General features: G+C 71.1%; 24 protein-coding genes and 3 tRNA genes. 15 read left to right on the top strand and 12 right to left on the bottom strand.

All coding sequences use genetic code 11. The features are described 5' to 3' along the window. Positions 1-83: 83 nt before the first annotated feature. From AOA12_RS19520 to folB, 3 genes are read right to left on the bottom strand one after another with little or no spacing between them, the layout of a single operon-like run. Entirely contained in the window at positions 84-578 is a 495-nt protein-coding gene (locus tag AOA12_RS19520) for a DUF3180 domain-containing protein (RefSeq protein ID WP_054686429.1), read from the bottom strand. Next, positions 575-1,207: a 2-amino-4-hydroxy-6-hydroxymethyldihydropteridine diphosphokinase gene (gene folK / locus AOA12_RS19525; RefSeq protein WP_082406398.1), complete on the bottom strand. Its 633-nt coding sequence runs from the start codon at positions 1,205-1,207 to the stop codon at positions 575-577. The genes AOA12_RS19520 and folK overlap by 4 nt, the downstream gene beginning before the upstream one ends. Beyond that, positions 1,204-1,581: a dihydroneopterin aldolase gene (gene folB / locus AOA12_RS19530; protein ID WP_054686430.1), complete on the bottom strand. Its 378-nt coding sequence runs from the start codon at positions 1,579-1,581 to the stop codon at positions 1,204-1,206. The genes folK and folB overlap by 4 nt, the downstream gene beginning before the upstream one ends. Positions 1,582-1,761: 180 nt before the next feature. Between folB and AOA12_RS19535 the strand changes: the two genes are divergently transcribed. Together AOA12_RS19535 and AOA12_RS19540 are read left to right on the top strand one after the other, a co-directional pair. Next, entirely contained in the window at positions 1,762-2,013 is a 252-nt protein-coding gene (locus AOA12_RS19535; protein WP_197280992.1) for a type II toxin-antitoxin system Phd/YefM family antitoxin, read from the top strand. Beyond that, positions 2,010-2,423 (top strand): PIN domain-containing protein, encoded by a 414-nt coding sequence (locus tag AOA12_RS19540; RefSeq protein ID WP_197280995.1) that lies wholly within the window; start codon positions 2,010-2,012, stop codon positions 2,421-2,423. The genes AOA12_RS19535 and AOA12_RS19540 overlap by 4 nt, the downstream gene beginning before the upstream one ends. Before the next feature lie 60 nt (positions 2,424-2,483). Here AOA12_RS19540 and folP read toward each other — a convergent pair whose 3' ends face one another. From folP to hpt, 4 genes are all read right to left on the bottom strand, one after another. After that, on the bottom strand, positions 2,484-3,281 hold the full coding sequence (gene folP / locus AOA12_RS19545) for a dihydropteroate synthase (protein ID WP_054687259.1): 798 nt from the start codon (positions 3,279-3,281) through the stop codon (positions 2,484-2,486). Between the two features lie 11 nt (positions 3,282-3,292). Beyond that, positions 3,293-3,880: a GTP cyclohydrolase I gene (gene folE / locus AOA12_RS19550; protein ID WP_054686433.1), complete on the bottom strand. Its 588-nt coding sequence runs from the start codon at positions 3,878-3,880 to the stop codon at positions 3,293-3,295. A gap of 6 nt (positions 3,881-3,886) precedes the next feature. Beyond that, the gene (gene ftsH / locus AOA12_RS19555) at positions 3,887-5,884 is read right to left on the bottom strand and encodes an ATP-dependent zinc metalloprotease FtsH (RefSeq protein WP_054686434.1); all 1,998 of its coding nucleotides are present in this window, start codon (positions 5,882-5,884) and stop codon (positions 3,887-3,889) included. A 64-nt stretch (positions 5,885-5,948) separates the two neighbouring features. After that, a complete protein-coding gene (gene hpt, locus AOA12_RS19560; protein WP_054686435.1) occupies positions 5,949-6,500 on the bottom strand; it encodes a hypoxanthine phosphoribosyltransferase in 552 nt (183 codons plus the stop codon). Positions 6,501-6,594: 94 nt separating this feature from the next. On the opposite strand from hpt, the gene AOA12_RS19565 reads away from it, so the two are divergent. Then, positions 6,595-7,128: a DUF937 domain-containing protein gene (locus AOA12_RS19565; RefSeq protein ID WP_054686436.1), complete on the top strand. Its 534-nt coding sequence runs from the start codon at positions 6,595-6,597 to the stop codon at positions 7,126-7,128. Positions 7,129-7,243: 115 nt separating this feature from the next. Here AOA12_RS19565 and tilS read toward each other — a convergent pair whose 3' ends face one another. Continuing rightward, positions 7,244-8,245 (bottom strand): tRNA lysidine(34) synthetase TilS, encoded by a 1,002-nt coding sequence (tilS, locus tag AOA12_RS19570; RefSeq protein ID WP_054686437.1) that lies wholly within the window; start codon positions 8,243-8,245, stop codon positions 7,244-7,246. Positions 8,246-8,366: 121 nt separating this feature from the next. Between tilS and AOA12_RS19575 the strand changes: the two genes are divergently transcribed. Continuing rightward, positions 8,367-8,900 carry an inorganic diphosphatase gene (locus AOA12_RS19575; RefSeq protein ID WP_054686438.1) on the top strand — a complete coding sequence of 178 codons (534 nt, stop codon included), beginning with the start codon at positions 8,367-8,369 and terminating at the stop codon, positions 8,898-8,900. Positions 8,901-8,983: 83 nt separating this feature from the next. On the opposite strand, the gene AOA12_RS19580 is transcribed toward AOA12_RS19575, so the two are convergent. Next, the gene (locus tag AOA12_RS19580; protein ID WP_335337364.1) at positions 8,984-10,411 is read right to left on the bottom strand and encodes a M23 family metallopeptidase; all 1,428 of its coding nucleotides are present in this window, start codon (positions 10,409-10,411) and stop codon (positions 8,984-8,986) included. 290 nt (positions 10,412-10,701) lie between these two features. Here AOA12_RS19580 and AOA12_RS19585 point away from each other — a divergent pair. From AOA12_RS19585 to AOA12_RS19595, 3 genes are all read left to right on the top strand, one after another. Next, a tRNA-Glu gene (locus tag AOA12_RS19585) sits at positions 10,702-10,774 on the top strand. A gap of 22 nt (positions 10,775-10,796) precedes the next feature. Continuing rightward, positions 10,797-10,870 (top strand) — tRNA-Asp (locus tag AOA12_RS19590). A gap of 70 nt (positions 10,871-10,940) precedes the next feature. Then, positions 10,941-11,013: transfer RNA gene (locus AOA12_RS19595), tRNA-Phe, on the top strand. Between the two features lie 159 nt (positions 11,014-11,172). On the opposite strand, the gene AOA12_RS22775 is transcribed toward AOA12_RS19595, so the two are convergent. After that, on the bottom strand, positions 11,173-11,379 hold the full coding sequence (locus tag AOA12_RS22775; RefSeq protein ID WP_082406550.1) for a DUF3263 domain-containing protein: 207 nt from the start codon (positions 11,377-11,379) through the stop codon (positions 11,173-11,175). 48 nt (positions 11,380-11,427) lie between these two features. On the opposite strand from AOA12_RS22775, the gene AOA12_RS24055 reads away from it, so the two are divergent. Further along, positions 11,428-11,559, top strand: a complete 132-nt coding sequence (locus AOA12_RS24055) for a hypothetical protein (protein ID WP_257720148.1) — start codon at positions 11,428-11,430, stop codon at positions 11,557-11,559. 370 nt (positions 11,560-11,929) lie between these two features. Here the strand turns inward: AOA12_RS24055 and AOA12_RS19605 are convergent, their stop codons facing one another. Then, on the bottom strand, positions 11,930-12,133 hold the full coding sequence (locus tag AOA12_RS19605; RefSeq protein WP_054686441.1) for a hypothetical protein: 204 nt from the start codon (positions 12,131-12,133) through the stop codon (positions 11,930-11,932). Positions 12,134-12,169: 36 nt separating this feature from the next. On the opposite strand from AOA12_RS19605, the gene AOA12_RS19610 reads away from it, so the two are divergent. From AOA12_RS19610 to AOA12_RS23295, 7 genes are all read left to right on the top strand, one after another. Then, on the top strand, positions 12,170-12,367 hold the full coding sequence (locus AOA12_RS19610) for a hypothetical protein (RefSeq protein WP_054686442.1): 198 nt from the start codon (positions 12,170-12,172) through the stop codon (positions 12,365-12,367). A gap of 292 nt (positions 12,368-12,659) precedes the next feature. Further along, complete coding sequence (locus tag AOA12_RS19615) at positions 12,660-12,995, top strand: hypothetical protein (RefSeq protein WP_054686443.1); 336 nt, start codon at positions 12,660-12,662, stop codon at positions 12,993-12,995. 19 nt (positions 12,996-13,014) lie between these two features. Further along, on the top strand, positions 13,015-13,401 hold the full coding sequence (locus AOA12_RS19620) for a hypothetical protein (RefSeq protein WP_054686444.1): 387 nt from the start codon (positions 13,015-13,017) through the stop codon (positions 13,399-13,401). Next, entirely contained in the window at positions 13,398-13,793 is a 396-nt protein-coding gene (locus tag AOA12_RS19625; RefSeq protein WP_054686445.1) for a hypothetical protein, read from the top strand. Before AOA12_RS19620 ends, AOA12_RS19625 begins: the two co-directional genes overlap by 4 nt. Continuing rightward, positions 13,790-14,110 (top strand): hypothetical protein, encoded by a 321-nt coding sequence (locus tag AOA12_RS19630; RefSeq protein WP_054686446.1) that lies wholly within the window; start codon positions 13,790-13,792, stop codon positions 14,108-14,110. Before AOA12_RS19625 ends, AOA12_RS19630 begins: the two co-directional genes overlap by 4 nt. Beyond that, positions 14,107-14,550: a hypothetical protein gene (locus tag AOA12_RS19635; protein WP_156366591.1), complete on the top strand. Its 444-nt coding sequence runs from the start codon at positions 14,107-14,109 to the stop codon at positions 14,548-14,550. Before AOA12_RS19630 ends, AOA12_RS19635 begins: the two co-directional genes overlap by 4 nt. A gap of 170 nt (positions 14,551-14,720) precedes the next feature. After that, positions 14,721-15,026, top strand: coding sequence for a hypothetical protein (locus AOA12_RS23295; protein WP_156366592.1), 306 nt, complete (start codon positions 14,721-14,723; stop codon positions 15,024-15,026). On the opposite strand, the gene AOA12_RS19640 is transcribed toward AOA12_RS23295, so the two are convergent. Further along, on the bottom strand, positions 15,023-15,670 hold the full coding sequence (locus AOA12_RS19640; RefSeq protein ID WP_054687260.1) for an SOS response-associated peptidase family protein: 648 nt from the start codon (positions 15,668-15,670) through the stop codon (positions 15,023-15,025). The two genes, AOA12_RS23295 and AOA12_RS19640, sit on opposite strands and share 4 nt — an antisense overlap. Between the last annotated feature and the right edge of the window lie 16 nt (positions 15,671-15,686).

The following is a 15,686-nucleotide window of genomic DNA, read 5'->3' on the forward strand; positions in this document are numbered from 1 at the left end:
CGGGGGCCGATGCGGCGGGCGGCGGCGTCACCGGCGGGGCGGCCGGCGGCGCGGGCGGCACCTGCTCGAAGGGGAGAACGCGATCAGTCCTGGTGGGAGAGGCCGAGTCCGGGTTCTGGGGGTCCGGGCTGGTCGTCATCGTCGTCCTTCCGAATCGTGCACAGCTGTTCGGCGACCAGCGCGGCCGCCGTGAGGAGGACGCCGCCCGCGATGGCGGCGATCACTGCCCCCATCGAGCCTACCGACGGGGGCACGGGGCGGGTCAGCAGAAAGACGATCAGGCCCGTGCCGAGGCCCGCGACCGCCGCGCCCACGATGCTCGACGCCTTGGCGAGCACGGCGACCCGCACGGCCTGGAACGGATCCACGCGGGCGCCCGGAACGCCCCGCGCGGCGCGGCGCACCGGCAGGGCGAGCAGCACGACGCTCACGGCGAGCAGCACCAGCAGCACCGGCAGCAGCAGCGACGGCGTGAAGGTCGGGCGGCCCGACGAGGTCAGCAGCTGGTCGGCGACGAAGCCGACGATGCCGCCGACCACGGCGACCGCGACCAGCAGGCCGATGCTCGTGCGCTTCATGGCGCGTCCTCGGTGGCGGGAGCACCCTCGCGAGGAGAACTGGCACCCTCGCGAGGAGAACTGGCACCCTCGCGGGGAGAACTAGCACCCTCGCGGGGCACGGGGGTGCGCAGGGCGGCGAGGAGGGTGGCGACGGGGCCGTGGCCGGGCAGCACGGCATCGGGGTCGATCGCCGCCCAGGGGGCGAGCACGAAGTCGCGCTCGTGGGCGCGCGGATGCGGCAGGGTGAGACGCGGGTCGGCCGAGCGCACGTCGCCGTAGGCGATGAGATCGAGGTCGAGCGTGCGGTCGCCCCAGCGCTCGCGGCGCTCGCGGCCGTGCCGCTCCTCGATGCCGTGCAGGAAGTCGAGCAGCACGCTCGGGGCGAGGCGCGTCGCGACGATCGCGACGGTGTTCAGGTACGCGGGCGCCGACTCGTCGGGTCCGTCGAGGGTGAGGGCGACCGACTCGATCGGCTCGGCGGCCGCGACGAGCTCCGTCAGCGGCAGCCGTGCGAGGGCGTCGAGTGCGGCATCCATCGTCGCGGCGCGGTCGCCGAGGTTCGCGCCGAGGGCGACGACGGCCCGCACGGCGCCGTTCTCGGCGCGCGGCGTGGGGCCGTGGTACCCGTGCGCGAGCCGCCGGTTCACCGGCCGCTCCGGGCGTCGGCGCCCCGCGTCACCGTGACGCTCACGTCGCCGAAGGGCACCGCGATCGGGGCGGAGGGCTTGTGGATCGTGACCGTCGCGGTCTCGACGAGCGGGTGCGCGAGCACGGCCTCCGCGATGCGCTGCGCAAGGGTCTCGAGCAGGTTCACGGGCTCGCCCGCCAGCAGTGCCGCGACCTGCTCGGCGAGCTCGCCGTAGTGCACGGTGTCGGCGACGTCGTCGGTCTCGGCCGCACGCACGAGCGACAGGCCGAGCGCGACGTCGGCGATGAACTCCTGTCCCTCGCGGCGCTCGTGCGCGTACACACCGTGGAACCCCGTCGCGCGGATGCCGGTGAGCCTGATCTCGTCGGTCACGTCCCCAGCCTACGTGGACGCGCCGACACGCGCCCGCGCCCTCCACGAACCTCGGAGGATCCCACGGACCTCGGAGCGATCCGCGGAGATCATCCGCGCTTCGCGCGATTCTCCGAACCTCGTGGGCGGCGTCGGGACGAATATCTAGACACTTGTCTACTTTGTCGGTATCGTCTCCCCATGAGCATGACGATCTCCGTGGGCGAGCTGCGGCAGAATCCCACGCGCGCGCTCGACGAGGTGAGCGACGGGGCGACGGTCGTCGTCATGCGGCACAACCGGCCCATCGCCGACCTCGTTCCGCACCGGCCGGCGTCGGGTGTGAGCGGCGCCGAGGCGATGGCGCGCGTGCGGGCGATTGCGATCGACGAGGGATGGCTCGACGAGCTGCGCGCGGCCCGCGAAGCGCCCGAACGCGACCCGTGGGCATGACGGCCGCCCTGCTCGACACCTCGACCGTCATCGCGCTCTTCCAGGAGCAGCGCCGCTTCACCCTGGAGGGCTTCGAACGGGTCGCGCTCAGCAGCCTCACCTATGCCGAGCTGCGCCTGGGCGTCGCGATGGCGACGACGGCGACCGTGGCGCGGCAGCGCATGACGGCGTTCGAGACGGCACGGGAGGTGTTCGGCGACGGCATCCCCTTCGACGACGGCGCGGCCCGCGCGTTCGGGCTCATCGCGGCGCGCGTCGCCGACCGCGGCGGCGATCCGAAGGCCCACCGCACCGACCGGATGATCGCGGCCGTCGCCGCCGCGCACGACCTGACGCTCGTGACCCTCGACGCGGCCGGCCTGCGCGGCCTCGACAGCCTCGTGCGCGTCATCGAGCCGCCCGCCGCCTGAGCCGCGCGCTCCGCGAAGTTCGGAGAACCGCGCACGAGGCGCGCCGCACGGATGCGGCGGTCAGCGGCCCGCGCGCCACACGGCGAGGGCGTCGCGGGTCGCGGCGACGTCGTGCACGCGCACCGCCCACGCGCCGGCCTGCGCGGCGAGCACGCTCGTGACCGCGGTCGCGAGGTCGCGGCGCGCCTCGGTGACAGCACCACCGGCGTCCTCCCCGGCATCCTCCAGCAGCTCGGCGAGGAAGCGCTTGCGGCTCGTGCCGACGAGCACGCGCGGCCCCCACGCCGTCACGCGCTCCAGCCCCCGCAACAGCGCCCAGTTCTGCTCGCCGCGCTTGCCGAAGCCGAAGCCGGGGTCCACGACGATGCGATCGGGCGGGATGCCGGCGGCCATCGCCTCGTGATGCCGCTCGCCCAGCTCGGCGAGCACCTCCTCGAGCACGTCGTCGTACTGCGCGCGGGCGTACATGTCCGCCGACGGGCCGCGCCAGTGTCCCAGCGCGATGTGCGCCTCGGTGTCGGCGACGACGTCGAGCATCTCGCGGTCGGCGAGCCCGCCCGACACGTCGTTGACGATCAGCGCGCCCGCCGCGATCGCGGCGGCGGCGGTCGACGCGTTGAGCGTGTCGACGCTGATCATGGCACCCTCGGCGGCGAGCGCCGAGATCACCGGCAGCACGCGGGCGCGCTCGACCGCGGCATCCACCCGCTCGGCGCCGGGCCGCGTGGACTCCCCGCCGACGTCGAGGATGTCGGCGCCGGCGGCCCTCAGCGCGCGGCCGTGCGCCACGGCATCCGCGACGCCCAGATAGCGCCCGCCGTCGCTGAACGAGTCGGGGGTGACGTTGACCACGCCCATGATGAGCGTCGTCACGCCGCGCCTCCGATGAGGGCGACGAGCTCGGCGCGGGCGGCCGGCTCCGACAGCTCGCCGCGCGCGGCGATCGTGACGGTGGATGCCGAGGGCTGCCGGCCCCCGCGCATCGTCACGCACTCGTGCACGGCGTCGAGCACGACGAGCACCCCGCGCGCGTCGAGGGCGCCCGCGATCGTGTCGGCGATCTGCTCGCCCAGGCGCTCCTGCACCTGCGGGCGCGCCGCGAGCACGTCGACGACGCGCGCGAGCGCGCCGAGCCCCACGACCTGCTCGCCCGGCAGGTAGGCGATGTGCGCGCGACCCGCGAACGGCAGCAGATGGTGCTCGCACACCGACCGGAAGCGCACGTCGCGCAGCATCACGGCACCCGACGGCAGCGTGTCGGGCGCCGGACCGCGCGACACCGAGATCGTGTGCGCGAGCGGCGCCGCGGCATCCTCCCCCACGCCCGCGAAGAACTCGCCGTAGGCGTCGGCGACCCGCTGCGGCGTCTGCCTCAGGCCCGGGCGGTCGGGGTCCTCGCCGATCGCGACGAGCAGCTCGCGCACGAGCGCGGCGACGCGCTCACGGTCGACGGCCACGACGCATCACGCCGTGGCGGGACGGGCCTGGCCCGTCGCCCGCGGCGCCGGCGACGTCTGCACGGCCTCGCCCGCCTCCTCCGACGCGGCGACGAGATCCGGGCGACGCGGCACGTCGACGGGCGGCAGCGGCGACACCGGACGCTCCTGGCTCGACAGCCACTGCGGGCGCGGCGGCAGCTTCTTGACGTCGCGGAAGATCTCGGCGAGCTCGAGGTGGTCGAGCGTCTCCTTCTCCAGCAGCGCGAGGGCGAGCCGGTCGAGCACGTGGCGGTTGTCGTTGATGACCTGATAGGCCTCGTTGTGCGCCTGCTCGATGAGCCCGCGCACCTGCTGGTCGACGCGCTCGGCGACGCGCTCGCTGAAGTCGCGGCCGTGGCCCATGTCGCGGCCCATGAACACCTCGCCCGACGACGAGCCGAGCTTGACGGGGCCGACCTCGGTGGTCATGCCGTACTCGGTGACCATCTTGCGGGCGATGCCCGTGGCCTTCTCGATGTCGTTGCTGGCGCCCGTGGTGGGGTCGTGGAACACGATCTCCTCGGCGACGCGGCCGCCCATCGCGTAAGTGAGCTGGTCCTGCAGCTCGTTGCGGGTGACGGAGTACTTGTCGTCGAGCGGCAGCACCATCGTGTAGCCCAGCGCCTTGCCGCGCGGCAGGATGGTGACCTTCGTGACGGGGTCGGTGTGGTTCATCGCCGCCGCGGCGAGGGCGTGGCCGCCCTCGTGGTACGCGGTGATGAGCTTCTCCTTGTCCTTCATGACGCGGGTGCGGCGCTGCGGACCCGCGATGACGCGGTCGATCGCCTCGTCGAGGGCGCGCATGTCGATCAGCTGCGCGTTGGAGCGCGCCGTGAGCAGCGCGGCCTCGTTGAGCACGTTCGCGAGATCGGCGCCGGTGAAGCCCGGCGTCTTGCGGGCGATGACCGACAGGTCGACCGAGGGCGACAGCGGCTTGCCGCGGCCGTGCACCTCGAGGATCTTCTGGCGGCCCTTGAGGTCGGGGGCGTCGACGCCGATCTGACGGTCGAAACGACCCGGGCGCAGCAGGGCGGGGTCGAGGATGTCGGGACGGTTGGTCGCCGCGATGACGATGACGTTCACCTTGGGGTCGAAACCGTCCATCTCGACGAGCATCTGGTTGAGCGTCTGCTCGCGCTCGTCGTGGCCGCCGCCCATGCCGGCGCCGCGGTGGCGGCCGACGGCGTCGATCTCGTCGATGAAGATGATGGCGGGAGAGTTCTCCTTGGCCTGGTTGAACAGGTCGCGCACGCGGCTCGCGCCGACGCCGACGAACATCTCCACGAAGTCGGAGCCCGAGATCGAGTAGAACGGCACGCCCGCCTCGCCCGCGACGGCACGCGCGAGCAGCGTCTTTCCGGTTCCGGGAGGGCCGTAGAGCAGCACGCCCTTGGGCACGCGGGCGCCGACGGCCTGGAAGCGCGCGGAGTCCTTGAGGAAGTCCTTGATCTCCTGCATCTCCTCGATGGCCTCGTCGGCGCCGGCCACGTCGGCGAAGGTGACCGTGGGGGTCTCCTTGGTCACGAGCTTCGCGCGCGACTTGCCGAACTGCATGACCTTGCTGTTGCCGCCCTGCGCCATCGACATCAGGAACCAGAACAGCAGCACGAGCAGCGCGAGCGGGATGAGCAGCGAGAGCAGGCCGTCGAGCCACGTGGGGCGCGGCACGACGTCGTCGAACCCGTCGTCGGGCGCCGCGGTGTCGATCGCGGCGACCACGGCATCCGCGCGCTGCTCCACGTAGTAGAACTGCACCTGCGACGAGCCCTCGTAGGGCTTCGAGAGCGTCAGATCGACGCGCTGGTCGCCGTCGGTGATGACGGCCTTGGAGACCGTCTCGCCCTGCAGCAGCTCGAGTCCCTCCTGCGTCGTGACACGCTGCGGACCGGTCAGGCTCGAGATGAGAGACATGCCGATCAGGAGGAGGATGCCGACGAGCGCCACGTAGAGGAACGGGCTGCGCGCGATCTTTTTCGCTTTCATATCCGTTTCAGGCTATCGCGCGCCACCTTTGCCGGGTCTGTGCATTCGCCCACGGCGTACCGCACTACCGGTAGACGTGGGGCGCGAGGACGGCGACGTCGCGGAGGTTGCGGTAGCGCTCGGCGTAGTCGAGGCCGTAGCCCACGACGAAGTCGTTGGGGATGTCGAAGCCGAGGTAGCGGCAGTCGATCTCGACCTTCGCGGCCTCGGGCTTGCGCAGCAGCGCGAGCACCTCGAGCGAGTCGGCGCCGCGCGAGGCGAAGTTCTCCAGCAGCCAGCTCAAGGTGAGGCCCGAGTCGATGATGTCCTCGACGATGAGCACGTGCTTGCCGTGCAGGTCGGTGTCGAGGTCCTTGCGGATCTGCACGACGCCGCTCGACTTGGTGCCGGCGCCGTACGACGAGACCGCCATCCAGTCCATCGTCACCTGGCGGTTCAGCCGCCGCGAGAAGTCGGCCATGACCATGACGGCGCCCTTCAGCACGCCCACGAGCACGAGGTCCTTGCCCGCGTAGTCGGCCTCGACGCGGGCCGCGAGCTCTTCGAGCTTCTCCTCGATCTGCTCCTCGGTCACGAGCACTTCGGTGAGCTGGTCTGCGATGTCGGCCGCGCGCATGGAAGAAGTCTAGAGAAACCTTGTGCCGCGCGACGAGACGGGGCAATAGGCTGAGCACGGCGCGGCACGGTTGCCGCGAAAGGGAGGAACGCACATGGCCGGCTTGGAAGACATCCTCAAGGTCCTGCCCATCGATCAGATCGCGGAGCGCCTCGGCGTCGACCCCGCCGTGGCATCCAAGGCGGTGCTCGAGGGCGGCGGCGCGATTCTCGGCGGTCTGCAGAAGAACGCCGAGACCCCCGAGGGCGCGTCGGCGATCGAGAAGGCGCTGGGCAAGCACCAGGGTCTCGGCGACAAGGTCGACCTCGACGCGGTCGACACGAACGACGGCTCCAAGATCCTCACGCACGTGTTCGGCGACGACGCGGGCCAGGTCGCGCAGAAGCTCACGAACGAGCCCCAGACCGCGGGCATCGACTTCGGCAAGCTGCTGCCCGTGCTCGCGCCCATCATCCTCGGCCTGCTGGCCAAGAACCAGGGCGGCGGCCAGGCCGCGCAGAGCCAGAGCGCACAGGCCCAGGGCGGCGGCATCTTCGACGTCATCGGCGGCCTGCTCGGCGGTGGCGGCCAGGGCGGCGGCCTCGACCTCGGCGGCCTCCTCGGCGGCCTGTTCGGCGGCAAGAAGTAACAACGCCCCACACCCCTATCCCCGCGAGACTGCGTCTGCGGGCCGAGAGTGCAGGAATCTCCGGCATCCTCGTCCGCCAGATGCAGTCTCGCGGCGTTTCAGGATGCCGGCGGGGTCAGGCGGCGGTGAAGGTGATCCAGGCGGCGGTGCGGGTGGCGCGGCAGGCGGGCAGGTCGATCGGGCCCTGGCCGTGCCAGTCGGTCACGAGGCGGGCGACGTCGAGCGTCTGGGCGCGGGTGAGACTCACACCGAACTCGCTCGCCACGACGTGCCGGATGATGCGGTGCCGCAGCGCCGCCGGGTTCGCGGCGAGCGCCGCGACCGACACCGCGATGCCCGCCTCGGCGTGGGCGACGATGTCCTCGATCGTCTCGTCGATCATGTCGGCGAAGGCCTCGGCATCCTCCCTCAGCTGCTCCGCGGTGCGCGCGAGGGCGTCGGCGACGCCCGGACCCAGCTCGCGCTCCAGCACGGGCAGCACCTCGTGGCGCACGCGCACGCGCGCGTAGCGGCGCTCGTCGTTGTGCGGATCGCTCCACGGCCGCAGCCCCTGCGCCTCGCACGCCGCGTGCGTCGTCGCGCGCCGCACCGCGAGCAGCGGGCGCGCCCAGCGGATGCCGTCGCTCTCGCGCACCGGCGCCATGCCCGCCAGGCTCGCGGTGCCCGCGCCGCGCGCGAGGCCGAGCAGCACGGTCTCGGCCTGGTCGTCGAGCGTGTGCCCCAGCAGCACGGTGCCCGCGCCGGCCTCGCGGGCGGCGGCGGCGAGCGCCGCGTACCGCGCCTCGCGCGCGGCGGCCTCGGGCCCCGCGCCCGCGCCCACCTGCACGCGAGCCACCCGGGCATCGAGCCCGAGGGAGCGTGCCGCGTCGGCGGCGCCGGCGGCCACGGCGTCCGACCCCTCCTGCAGCCCGTGGTCGACGACGACCGCCGTCGCCGCGATGCCGGCCTTCGGCGCCTCGAAGGCGACCGCGGCGGCGAGCGCGAGCGAGTCGGGGCCGCCGGAGAGCGCGACGATCACGGCGTCGCCGCCGGACGGGCCGGTGAGCGCCGCGCGCACAGCGCGGCGCACCTCGGCGACGGACGGGTCGAGACCGGGTCGGTGATTCACGCTCGCCACGGTACCGCCCCGGGGATGCGCCGCCCGCCTCCTTCCGGACGGGGTGGCGCGGCGCACCGGCCACTAGGCTTGTGCGCGGCAGGCCCCGAGCACGACCGACACAGACACGAAGGAGTTCCACATGGGCGCGTACGACGCCGTCATCGAGATCCCGCGCGGCAGCCGCGTGAAGTACGAGGTCGACCACGGCACCGGGCGCGTGTTCCTCGACCGCGTGCTGTTCACGCCCATGGGCTACCCCGCCAACTACGGCTTCTTCGAGAACACGCTCGGCGAGGACGGCGACCCGCTCGACGTGCTCCTGCTGCTCGACCGCGACATCCACCCCGGCGTGCTCGCCAAGGTGCGTCCCGTCGCCGTGCTCAAGATGAGCGACGAGGCGGGCGGCGACGACAAGGTCGTGGCCGTGCTCGCGAAGGACCCGCGCTGGGCGCACATCCAGGACGTCGACGACATCGACGAGTGGACCAGGAACGAGATCGGCCACTTCTTCGAGCACTACAAGGACCTCGAGCCCGGCAAGTGGGTCAAGGTCGACGAGTGGGCGAACGCCGCGGAGGCCGAGCGCCTGGTGACCGAGGCGTTCGAGCGCTTCGACGAGCACGAGGGCCAGACCAAGACGCAGGGCGAGGGCGAAGCCCCCAAGACCATCTGACGTGGTGACGACGTGGGGCCGGATGCCGTGGCATCCGGCCCCACGTGTCTCCGCCGCCGTCGGACGTCAGGTCGAGGGCCCGCTCAGAGATAGACCCCGCGGTCGGCCATGAACGGCACGGGGTCGATGCGCGCGCCGTCGCGGTAGATCTCGAAGTGCAGGTGGCAGCCCGTGGAGGCGCCGGTGGTGCCGACGTAGGCGATGACGTCGCCCGCGTTGACGTACTGGCCGTTGCCGACGTTGTACCCGCCGTTGGCGATGTGCGCGTAAGCGCTCTGGATGCCGCCGCCGTGGTCGATCATGACGTAGTTGCCCCACGTGCCGCTGTAGGCCGCGAAGCTCACGGTGCCCGAGGACGCCGCGTAGATGGCATCCCAGCATCCCGCCGAGAAGTCGACGCCGCGGTGGAAGCCGCTGGAGCATCCGCCGCCGCTGCAGATCACGGGGCGCGGGCCGTATCCGTCGTTGATCCAGCCGCCGTGCGGACGGGCCCAGCCGGTGCCGTTGACGACACCGCCGCCTCCGCCACCGCCGCCGCCCGATGAGCTTCCGCCGCCTCCCCCGCCGCCACCGCCACCGGCTGCGGCGGCCGCCGCGGCGGCGTCGCGCTGACGCTGCGCCTCGGCCTCGCGGGCGACCCGGCGCGCCTCCTCTTCTTCGCGCAGGCGGCGCTGACGCTCCTCCTCGGCCTTGCGGCGGGCCTCGACGCCGGCCTCGTAGCCCGCGACGGTCGTCGCGGTCGAGTCGCGCAGGGCGGCGAGCTGCGCCTGCAGCACGTCGAGGTTCGCGGTCTGGGTGTCGAGGGCGGCCTGCGCGGCGATCGCGGCGGCCTGCGCCGACTCCATCTTGCGCTGCGCCTCGACCTGCAGCCGGTCGCGCTCGTCGCGGGCGACGGCGGCCTGGTTGCTGAGGTTCTGCGCGTTGTCGCGGGCCCGCACGGCCTCGGTGTGCACGGCGCGGTTGGCCTCGACGATCTTGTCCATCGTGCCGAGGCGGGCGAGCAGGTCGTCGGCCGAGGCGGCCGATCCCGAGAAGAAGAGCTCGAGCGAGGTGTCGTCGCCGCCCGTGCGGTACTCCTGCGCGGCGAGCTTGCCGAGCTTCTGCGCGGCCTCGCGGGCCAGGATCGCCTCGGCGTCCGCCTGCGCCTGCAGCGACTCGGCCCGCGCGACGGCGTCTTCGAAGGCCTCCTGCGCGACGATGAACTCGCTCATCAGGCGCTCGGCCTCAGCCTGCTTGTACGCGACGTCGGCGGTCAGATCGGCGATGAGCTTCTCGATGCGGGAGATCTCGGCGGCCTTGGCCTGCTCGTTCGCCATCGCCTTCTCGACGTCTTCCCACGTGGGGTACTCGTCGGCGAAGGCGGGGGAGGCGACCAGGGATGCCGCGGCACCGATGCCGAGCGCTCCGACGATGGTGAGGCCCAGGGCGGTACGCCGCGAGACAGGCGTCGCGAACGCACGCCACTCGTCGTGAGTGGGGGCGCACCCGCATTCGGCATCGTTCGCGCGCACGGTCGGGCTCCCTTCGCGAAACAACATCAGTCACATTAGCAACACTCACGGCGAGCCTCCAGCCCTGTTTCAGCGGAACCCACTAAGCAGGCGGGCAGGGCGTGCGACGCAAGGGCGGCGGGTCGGGGCTCGGACGGCGGGGTCGCTGCGGGTCGGCTCGCGGTCGGCTCGCGGTCGGCTCGCGGTCGGCTCGCGGGCGGCCTCGAGGCGCACGGCCGCCCCGATTTCACTTTTGCCGACGTTTGCGCTTATGCTTGATCGTCGGTAAGCGTGAGCCTCCGGGTTCGCTCGGCCCCATCGTTTAGCGGCCTAGGACGCCGCCCTTTCACGGCGGTAGCACGGGTTCGAATCCCGTTGGGGTCACCCCGTACAACTGAATATGCATGGCCCTGTAGCGCAGTTGGTTAGCGTGCCGCCCTGTCACGGCGGAGGTCGCGGGTTCAAGTCCCGTCAGGGTCGCTCCAAGCGACGGGCCCTTTTCTCGAAGAGGGCCTTTCGTCTCGGACATGGCGATCTTCGGATGCCATGCGGCTCTGTAGCTCAGTTGGTAGAGCGTTCGACTGAAAATCGAAAGGTCACCGGATCGATGCCGGTCGGAGCCACAGGAACCCTCGCGTAGCTTCTACATCGCGGGGGTTTCATCTTTTCCCAGATGGATCGACCAATACACCGCCGCCCCCCGACGAGCCGAACAGCTCCGCGTCGGTGCTTCGGGCCGGTCCCCGTCGAGGCAGGTACACCCGTTACTGCACCCAACATGATCAACGTCGCTTCGCGTCTCTCATCCGCCTGAGTCTGTTCACGAGCACCGGGTGTGCTTCGAGGGCTTCCCGGGTGTCGATGATCCTGCTCAAGAGTTGGTAGTAGCGGGCTGGGGTGAGGTGGAGTTCGGCGCGTATCGCTTCCTCTTTCGCGGCCGATTGGGCGCCCCACCGGTCCTCGAAAGCGAGCAGGGTGAGAGGGTCCATGGGGTCTACTGTGCACGGGGGGTCGGACATGCGGGTAGCGTCACGAGCATGGACGATGGCCTAGACGACGCGCAGCAGCCGCGGTGCCCGGAGTGCGGGACCGTGCTCGTCGAGTTCCAGAGAGCACTGCAGTGCAGATGGTGCGAGCTGATCTTCGTCGGCGGGGCCACACTGGCGTGATCGGGTGTCGTCCGGGGCTATCAGAGGTTGTCAGGGCATCTCACGACACGCGCACCCAATCGCGGACATGAAGCCCCATACGCGTACATTGAGTGTTGTTCTAGGTTGGCGTGTGTGGCAGCAAGCTCACCTACATGATCATCGGAAAGCCCCTCGTCCACCCGGGGGGCTTTCCTCTTGCCCCGGCGTGTCGCGGAGTCGGTTCGTCGGGAGCTATGCGTACGCTGTGAGATGCCACACACCTTCCGCCTGCGTCTGAGAAAGGCCTGCACCTAGAGCGTGATGATCGTGTACGAGATGAGCCCCGGTGAGCGCTCCATGCTCCGGTGAGCCGTCGACGATGCTCAGCCCTGGCCCCTGCGGGTCGGGGCTACTGGTGTTCACCGCAGTCGTTGCAGATCAGTTCGCCCGAGTAGCCGACGATCCGCCCGTCGTGGGTGATGGTCACGACGCCGCCGGTCCGGATGCCTTCGAGGTTCGTTCGTTCGAGCCTGAACCACGTCGAGCCGCACGAACATGTGCGCTCGTCGCCTTGACGCGACGCCCGGTCCATCGGGAAAGCGATCAGGGTCATGTTGGAACGATACCGCGAGAGGAGGTGAAACTCACGATGGCCAAGAACCACTTCCCCCTGGGCCCCGACGGGGCCTGGAAGACCGGCCAGCGGGTCCCGTTCACGGGCTTCTACGCTGACCAGTTCGGCACCGTCTCGCACCACGAGACCGGTGCGACGTTCCCGCCGTGCATCGACCGCAAGGCCGAATGCGCGTTCCGTCATCTGGTCGGACAGTCCGCGGCAACGGGCTGATCGGATGGAGATCCTGGAGGGGCGTCGGTGAAAGCCGGCGCCCCTTCGTCGTGTTGGGGAACGCGTGTCGCCTCGGGGCCGGTGCGCGGCGGGACACAGACCTAATATGCGGCAAACTCGGGTTCGGCGCAAGGTGCCCGCCGGGCTGGCGGTGGTTGCGCCCGGTGCCGCGGGGAGGGTGGGAGAGTGGCGAGAATCTTCGGATTCCTGCTTGCATCGATTACACAATGTGTGTACTATGGGGGTATCGGAGGAAGCCAGAGGGCAAGCCTCACGAGACCAGGAGGTCACCATGGACAGCATCACCAGCCGCATCCTCGCCGGAGAGATCGTCCTCACCAAGGACGCGACCGGGTTCGCCGCGACGGGCTTCGCTAGCAGCATCTTGAACTCGCTGACCGGGCGCCCGCGCTCGGTGGTCCGCGCGTTCAAGAAGGACGGCACGGGCGTGGACGCTCGGCCGACCGACATCATCGGGCGCACCGAGATTGATGGCCACGATGTCGTCAAGGTCGCTGTCTCCCTCGACAACGGGCGCCGCTGCGACCACTACGAGACCGACACGCACGGCACCTGCTACGCCTGCGGCGCCTATGTCCGCGCCAGCGACGCCGGCCGGTACCTGTGAGCGCAGAGAGGATCACATCATGACGACCATGCATGACGCCATTCAGGCCCTTGTTGATGAGGCGGGGATCACCGAGGACCGGATCCGGTGGGGTCGCCTCCACCCTGGCAGCAAGAATGTGCAGTGGCGGCTGCTGTGCCGTTCCGGCCTCAGCAAGCGCGAGATCGCCTCCCAGGCGGGCGCGCTGAGCGCGGCCGAGGCCTTCCACAGTCCTGCCGAGCTGGCTGAGCCCGACACGGTCCAGATCACCCTGACCTCGTGGCTGTCGGGGTCGGATTCGGGGTTCCCGACCATGCACCAGTGGGTGCGGTACTACGCCTCGCAGGTACCCGACGGGTATCAGCCTTGCGCGATCTACGTCGGGGATCACCCCCTGACCCGCAAGCTCCTCGCGGGTGCCGCATGAGCGGCGCGGAGTTCCGGTCGATTCTGGAGGCGTGTGCGCATGGCGACGATACTGATGCGGCGCGTGCGCTGTCGCTGTCGCGGGCGATGATCCAGAAGATGAAGGCCGGGGCCGCGCCGGTCAGTCCCGCCACGGCGGACAAGGTGCGGGCGCTGCAAGACGCGTACGCTGACGCCCGTGACGCTGCGCTGACTGCTGCGCCCGCCAGGATCGAGGTGTGGCGGGGCGGGCAGGCCGACAACGACGCCTCGTGGGACGCGACGGGCAGGCCCGCACGGTGGCACCGGATGATCGCCGCGGAGTGCCACCAAGAGCACGGCACTCGCATCGTCTACATCGACGAGCCCTCACCCGTGCACGATCCGATGGAGCTGCTGGAGCAGGGCACATGAGCTGGAACTACCTCCAGCTGGAGGTCATCCCTGGCGACGCGCTGGTGCGCCCGCTGATCGGCCCGGGCGGGCTGAGCCGGCAAGGCGCGCATCGCGAGATCGCCGGCATCCTCCGCCGGCTCGCTGACATCCACGAGCCTGCAGTCAAGCTCGTCAAGGCGTGGCACGCGGGCGCCGTGGACGACACCGTCTTCTACGGGCCGTTCACCTGGGCGATCTACGAAGCCGACGACCCGCAGCAGGGTGCGCGGGAGTGGATCGACGGGTACATCGCCACGCTCCGCGCCCAGGGGATCGACGTCGGGGTGGCGTGGTGAGCGACCTGCCTGACGGGTACACGGTCCGCTACCGGCCCGCAAAAGCCCACGCGATCGGGGCACGCGACACGTGGCAGATCACCTACCAGACCGAGGACCGGGAATGGACGGAGAAGGTCTACGCGGCAGGCGACGTGCCGACCGCGATCGCACGGCACCAGGCCGCGGGTGCACCGACGAAGCCCTCCCGCGCGTCGATCGAGGCCGCGCGTGACGCGGCGGTCGTGAAGGGCGCCGCCGAGGGCATCCCGCACTGGAAGCTCGCGCGCAGGCACGGCCTGACCGTCACCGCGGTCGGACGCATCATCGAGGCGGCGCAGCGCGAGGAGCGCAAAGCCCGCCGGCCGCGCGTCACCGAAGAGCGACGAGAGCACCCCGCCCCCGTGCGCCGGTCCTGGCCACGGCGACCGGCGACCGTGAGATTCGAGCCCGGCCCCTGATAGCGTGACCGCATGCCCCGCCCCCGCGGGGATGACCCCTTCCGACGTCGACTCGACCGGCAGGCCCCGCTTCTGCGGGGATACGCGCCGAACCGTCCCGCTCCTTCGTCTGGAGGGCGGGGCGGTGTCGGTGTAGCGTGGCATCCTCGGCCGGAGAAGGGAGACCGGCCGTGGTTGAACGATTCGAGCCCGCTGAGGTCATCATCGAACGGCGCCTGGCGACCGTCGAGGTGCATCCAGGGATCTGCAACGTACCGGCGGGAGCATACGGACCGCAGCGGATGACATGGGCCGATACGGTCATACCCGTCTGGGCGTGGATTCCGTGGTGCCACAAGCCAATGGAGTTGCGCCCAGGCTTCGCCAAGGGGTGGAACGACCGCGTCGTGAGCCTCTACTTCGAGGATGAGGGCGGTGAACGGTACGCCACCGTGTGGCGAAGCGCCGTGCGGCTGCGGACGGTGACGCGCGACTAGAACAGCGCGGCGGGCGCGGTGTCGGAGGCCTGGGGGCGGGCGATGATCGACGCGTCCAGGTCCTGCGCGGCGCCGGCGGCCGTGGCGAGAAGTTCTGCGGCGGGTGCGTCGCTGGTGAGCCACTCGTCCGCGAAACCGGGGGCCACGAGCAGCGGCATCCGGTCGTGGACATCGGCGATGTGCTCCGCCGCGGGATGCATGACCAGCGAGTAGCAGACGTACTCGCGCCCGTCGGCGGTGTGGCCGGGGCGCGTGACGGCCGCCATGCCGAGCAGTCGGTCACCGGGGGCTGCGAGCTCGTGCCAGACCCGGGAGGGCTTCTGCATCTCCAACCAGTGCGATGCGGGGACGATCGCCCGCCCGCCGAGAGGGCGGCGGCTACGGGATAGGCGTTCGGCGCGGGAGTTGATCGATGGGAACGGGGCGACCTTGCCGTCGACGAGGTACCCCCACCATGCGAGCGTGAGAGAGCCGGGGTGCTGGATGATGGGGTTGAGGTTGCGGGCCCGGATGCCCGTCGGGCGGAGCGTCGAGCGGTTGTTCTCCTCGGCCCAGGTGCGGAGGTCGTCGAGCACCGCCCGGTCGACGGCGTCCCGCCACTCCTCGTCGGCGAAGCGGGGATCGAGTCCGTAGCTGGCGCACATGACGGTCACGATACGC

It is taken from the genome of Microbacterium sp. No. 7, assembly GCF_001314225.1.
Lineage (GTDB): Bacteria > Actinomycetota > Actinomycetes > Actinomycetales > Microbacteriaceae > Microbacterium.

What these genes read in the sequence shown, in the direction of transcription:
- AOA12_RS19610 (WP_054686442.1), top strand. Translation starts at nt 12,170, where the DNA reads ATGGCCAAGAACCACTTCCCCCTGGGCCCCGACGGGGCCTGGAAGACC.
- AOA12_RS19535 (WP_197280992.1), top strand. Translation starts at nt 1,762, where the DNA reads ATGAGCATGACGATCTCCGTGGGCGAGCTGCGGCAGAATCCCACGCGC.
- AOA12_RS24055 (WP_257720148.1), top strand. Translation starts at nt 11,428, where the DNA reads ATGGACGATGGCCTAGACGACGCGCAGCAGCCGCGGTGCCCGGAGTGC.
- AOA12_RS19575 (WP_054686438.1), top strand. Translation starts at nt 8,367, where the DNA reads ATGGGCGCGTACGACGCCGTCATCGAGATCCCGCGCGGCAGCCGCGTG.
- AOA12_RS19630 (WP_054686446.1), top strand. Translation starts at nt 13,790, where the DNA reads ATGAGCTGGAACTACCTCCAGCTGGAGGTCATCCCTGGCGACGCGCTG.
- ftsH (WP_054686434.1), bottom strand. Translation starts at nt 5,884, where the DNA reads ATGAAAGCGAAAAAGATCGCGCGCAGCCCGTTCCTCTACGTGGCGCTC.
- AOA12_RS19625 (WP_054686445.1), top strand. Translation starts at nt 13,398, where the DNA reads ATGAGCGGCGCGGAGTTCCGGTCGATTCTGGAGGCGTGTGCGCATGGC.
- AOA12_RS19620 (WP_054686444.1), top strand. Translation starts at nt 13,015, where the DNA reads ATGACGACCATGCATGACGCCATTCAGGCCCTTGTTGATGAGGCGGGG.
- AOA12_RS19520 (WP_054686429.1), bottom strand. Translation starts at nt 578, where the DNA reads ATGAAGCGCACGAGCATCGGCCTGCTGGTCGCGGTCGCCGTGGTCGGC.
- AOA12_RS19615 (WP_054686443.1), top strand. Translation starts at nt 12,660, where the DNA reads ATGGACAGCATCACCAGCCGCATCCTCGCCGGAGAGATCGTCCTCACC.
- AOA12_RS22775 (WP_082406550.1), bottom strand. Translation starts at nt 11,379, where the DNA reads ATGGACCCTCTCACCCTGCTCGCTTTCGAGGACCGGTGGGGCGCCCAA.
- folP (WP_054687259.1), bottom strand. Translation starts at nt 3,281, where the DNA reads ATGGGCGTGGTCAACGTCACCCCCGACTCGTTCAGCGACGGCGGGCGC.
- AOA12_RS19540 (WP_197280995.1), top strand. Translation starts at nt 2,010, where the DNA reads ATGACGGCCGCCCTGCTCGACACCTCGACCGTCATCGCGCTCTTCCAG.
- AOA12_RS19605 (WP_054686441.1), bottom strand. Translation starts at nt 12,133, where the DNA reads ATGACCCTGATCGCTTTCCCGATGGACCGGGCGTCGCGTCAAGGCGAC.
- hpt (WP_054686435.1), bottom strand. Translation starts at nt 6,500, where the DNA reads ATGCGCGCGGCCGACATCGCAGACCAGCTCACCGAAGTGCTCGTGACC.
- AOA12_RS19565 (WP_054686436.1), top strand. Translation starts at nt 6,595, where the DNA reads ATGGCCGGCTTGGAAGACATCCTCAAGGTCCTGCCCATCGATCAGATC.
- AOA12_RS19640 (WP_054687260.1), bottom strand. Translation starts at nt 15,670, where the DNA reads ATGTGCGCCAGCTACGGACTCGATCCCCGCTTCGCCGACGAGGAGTGG.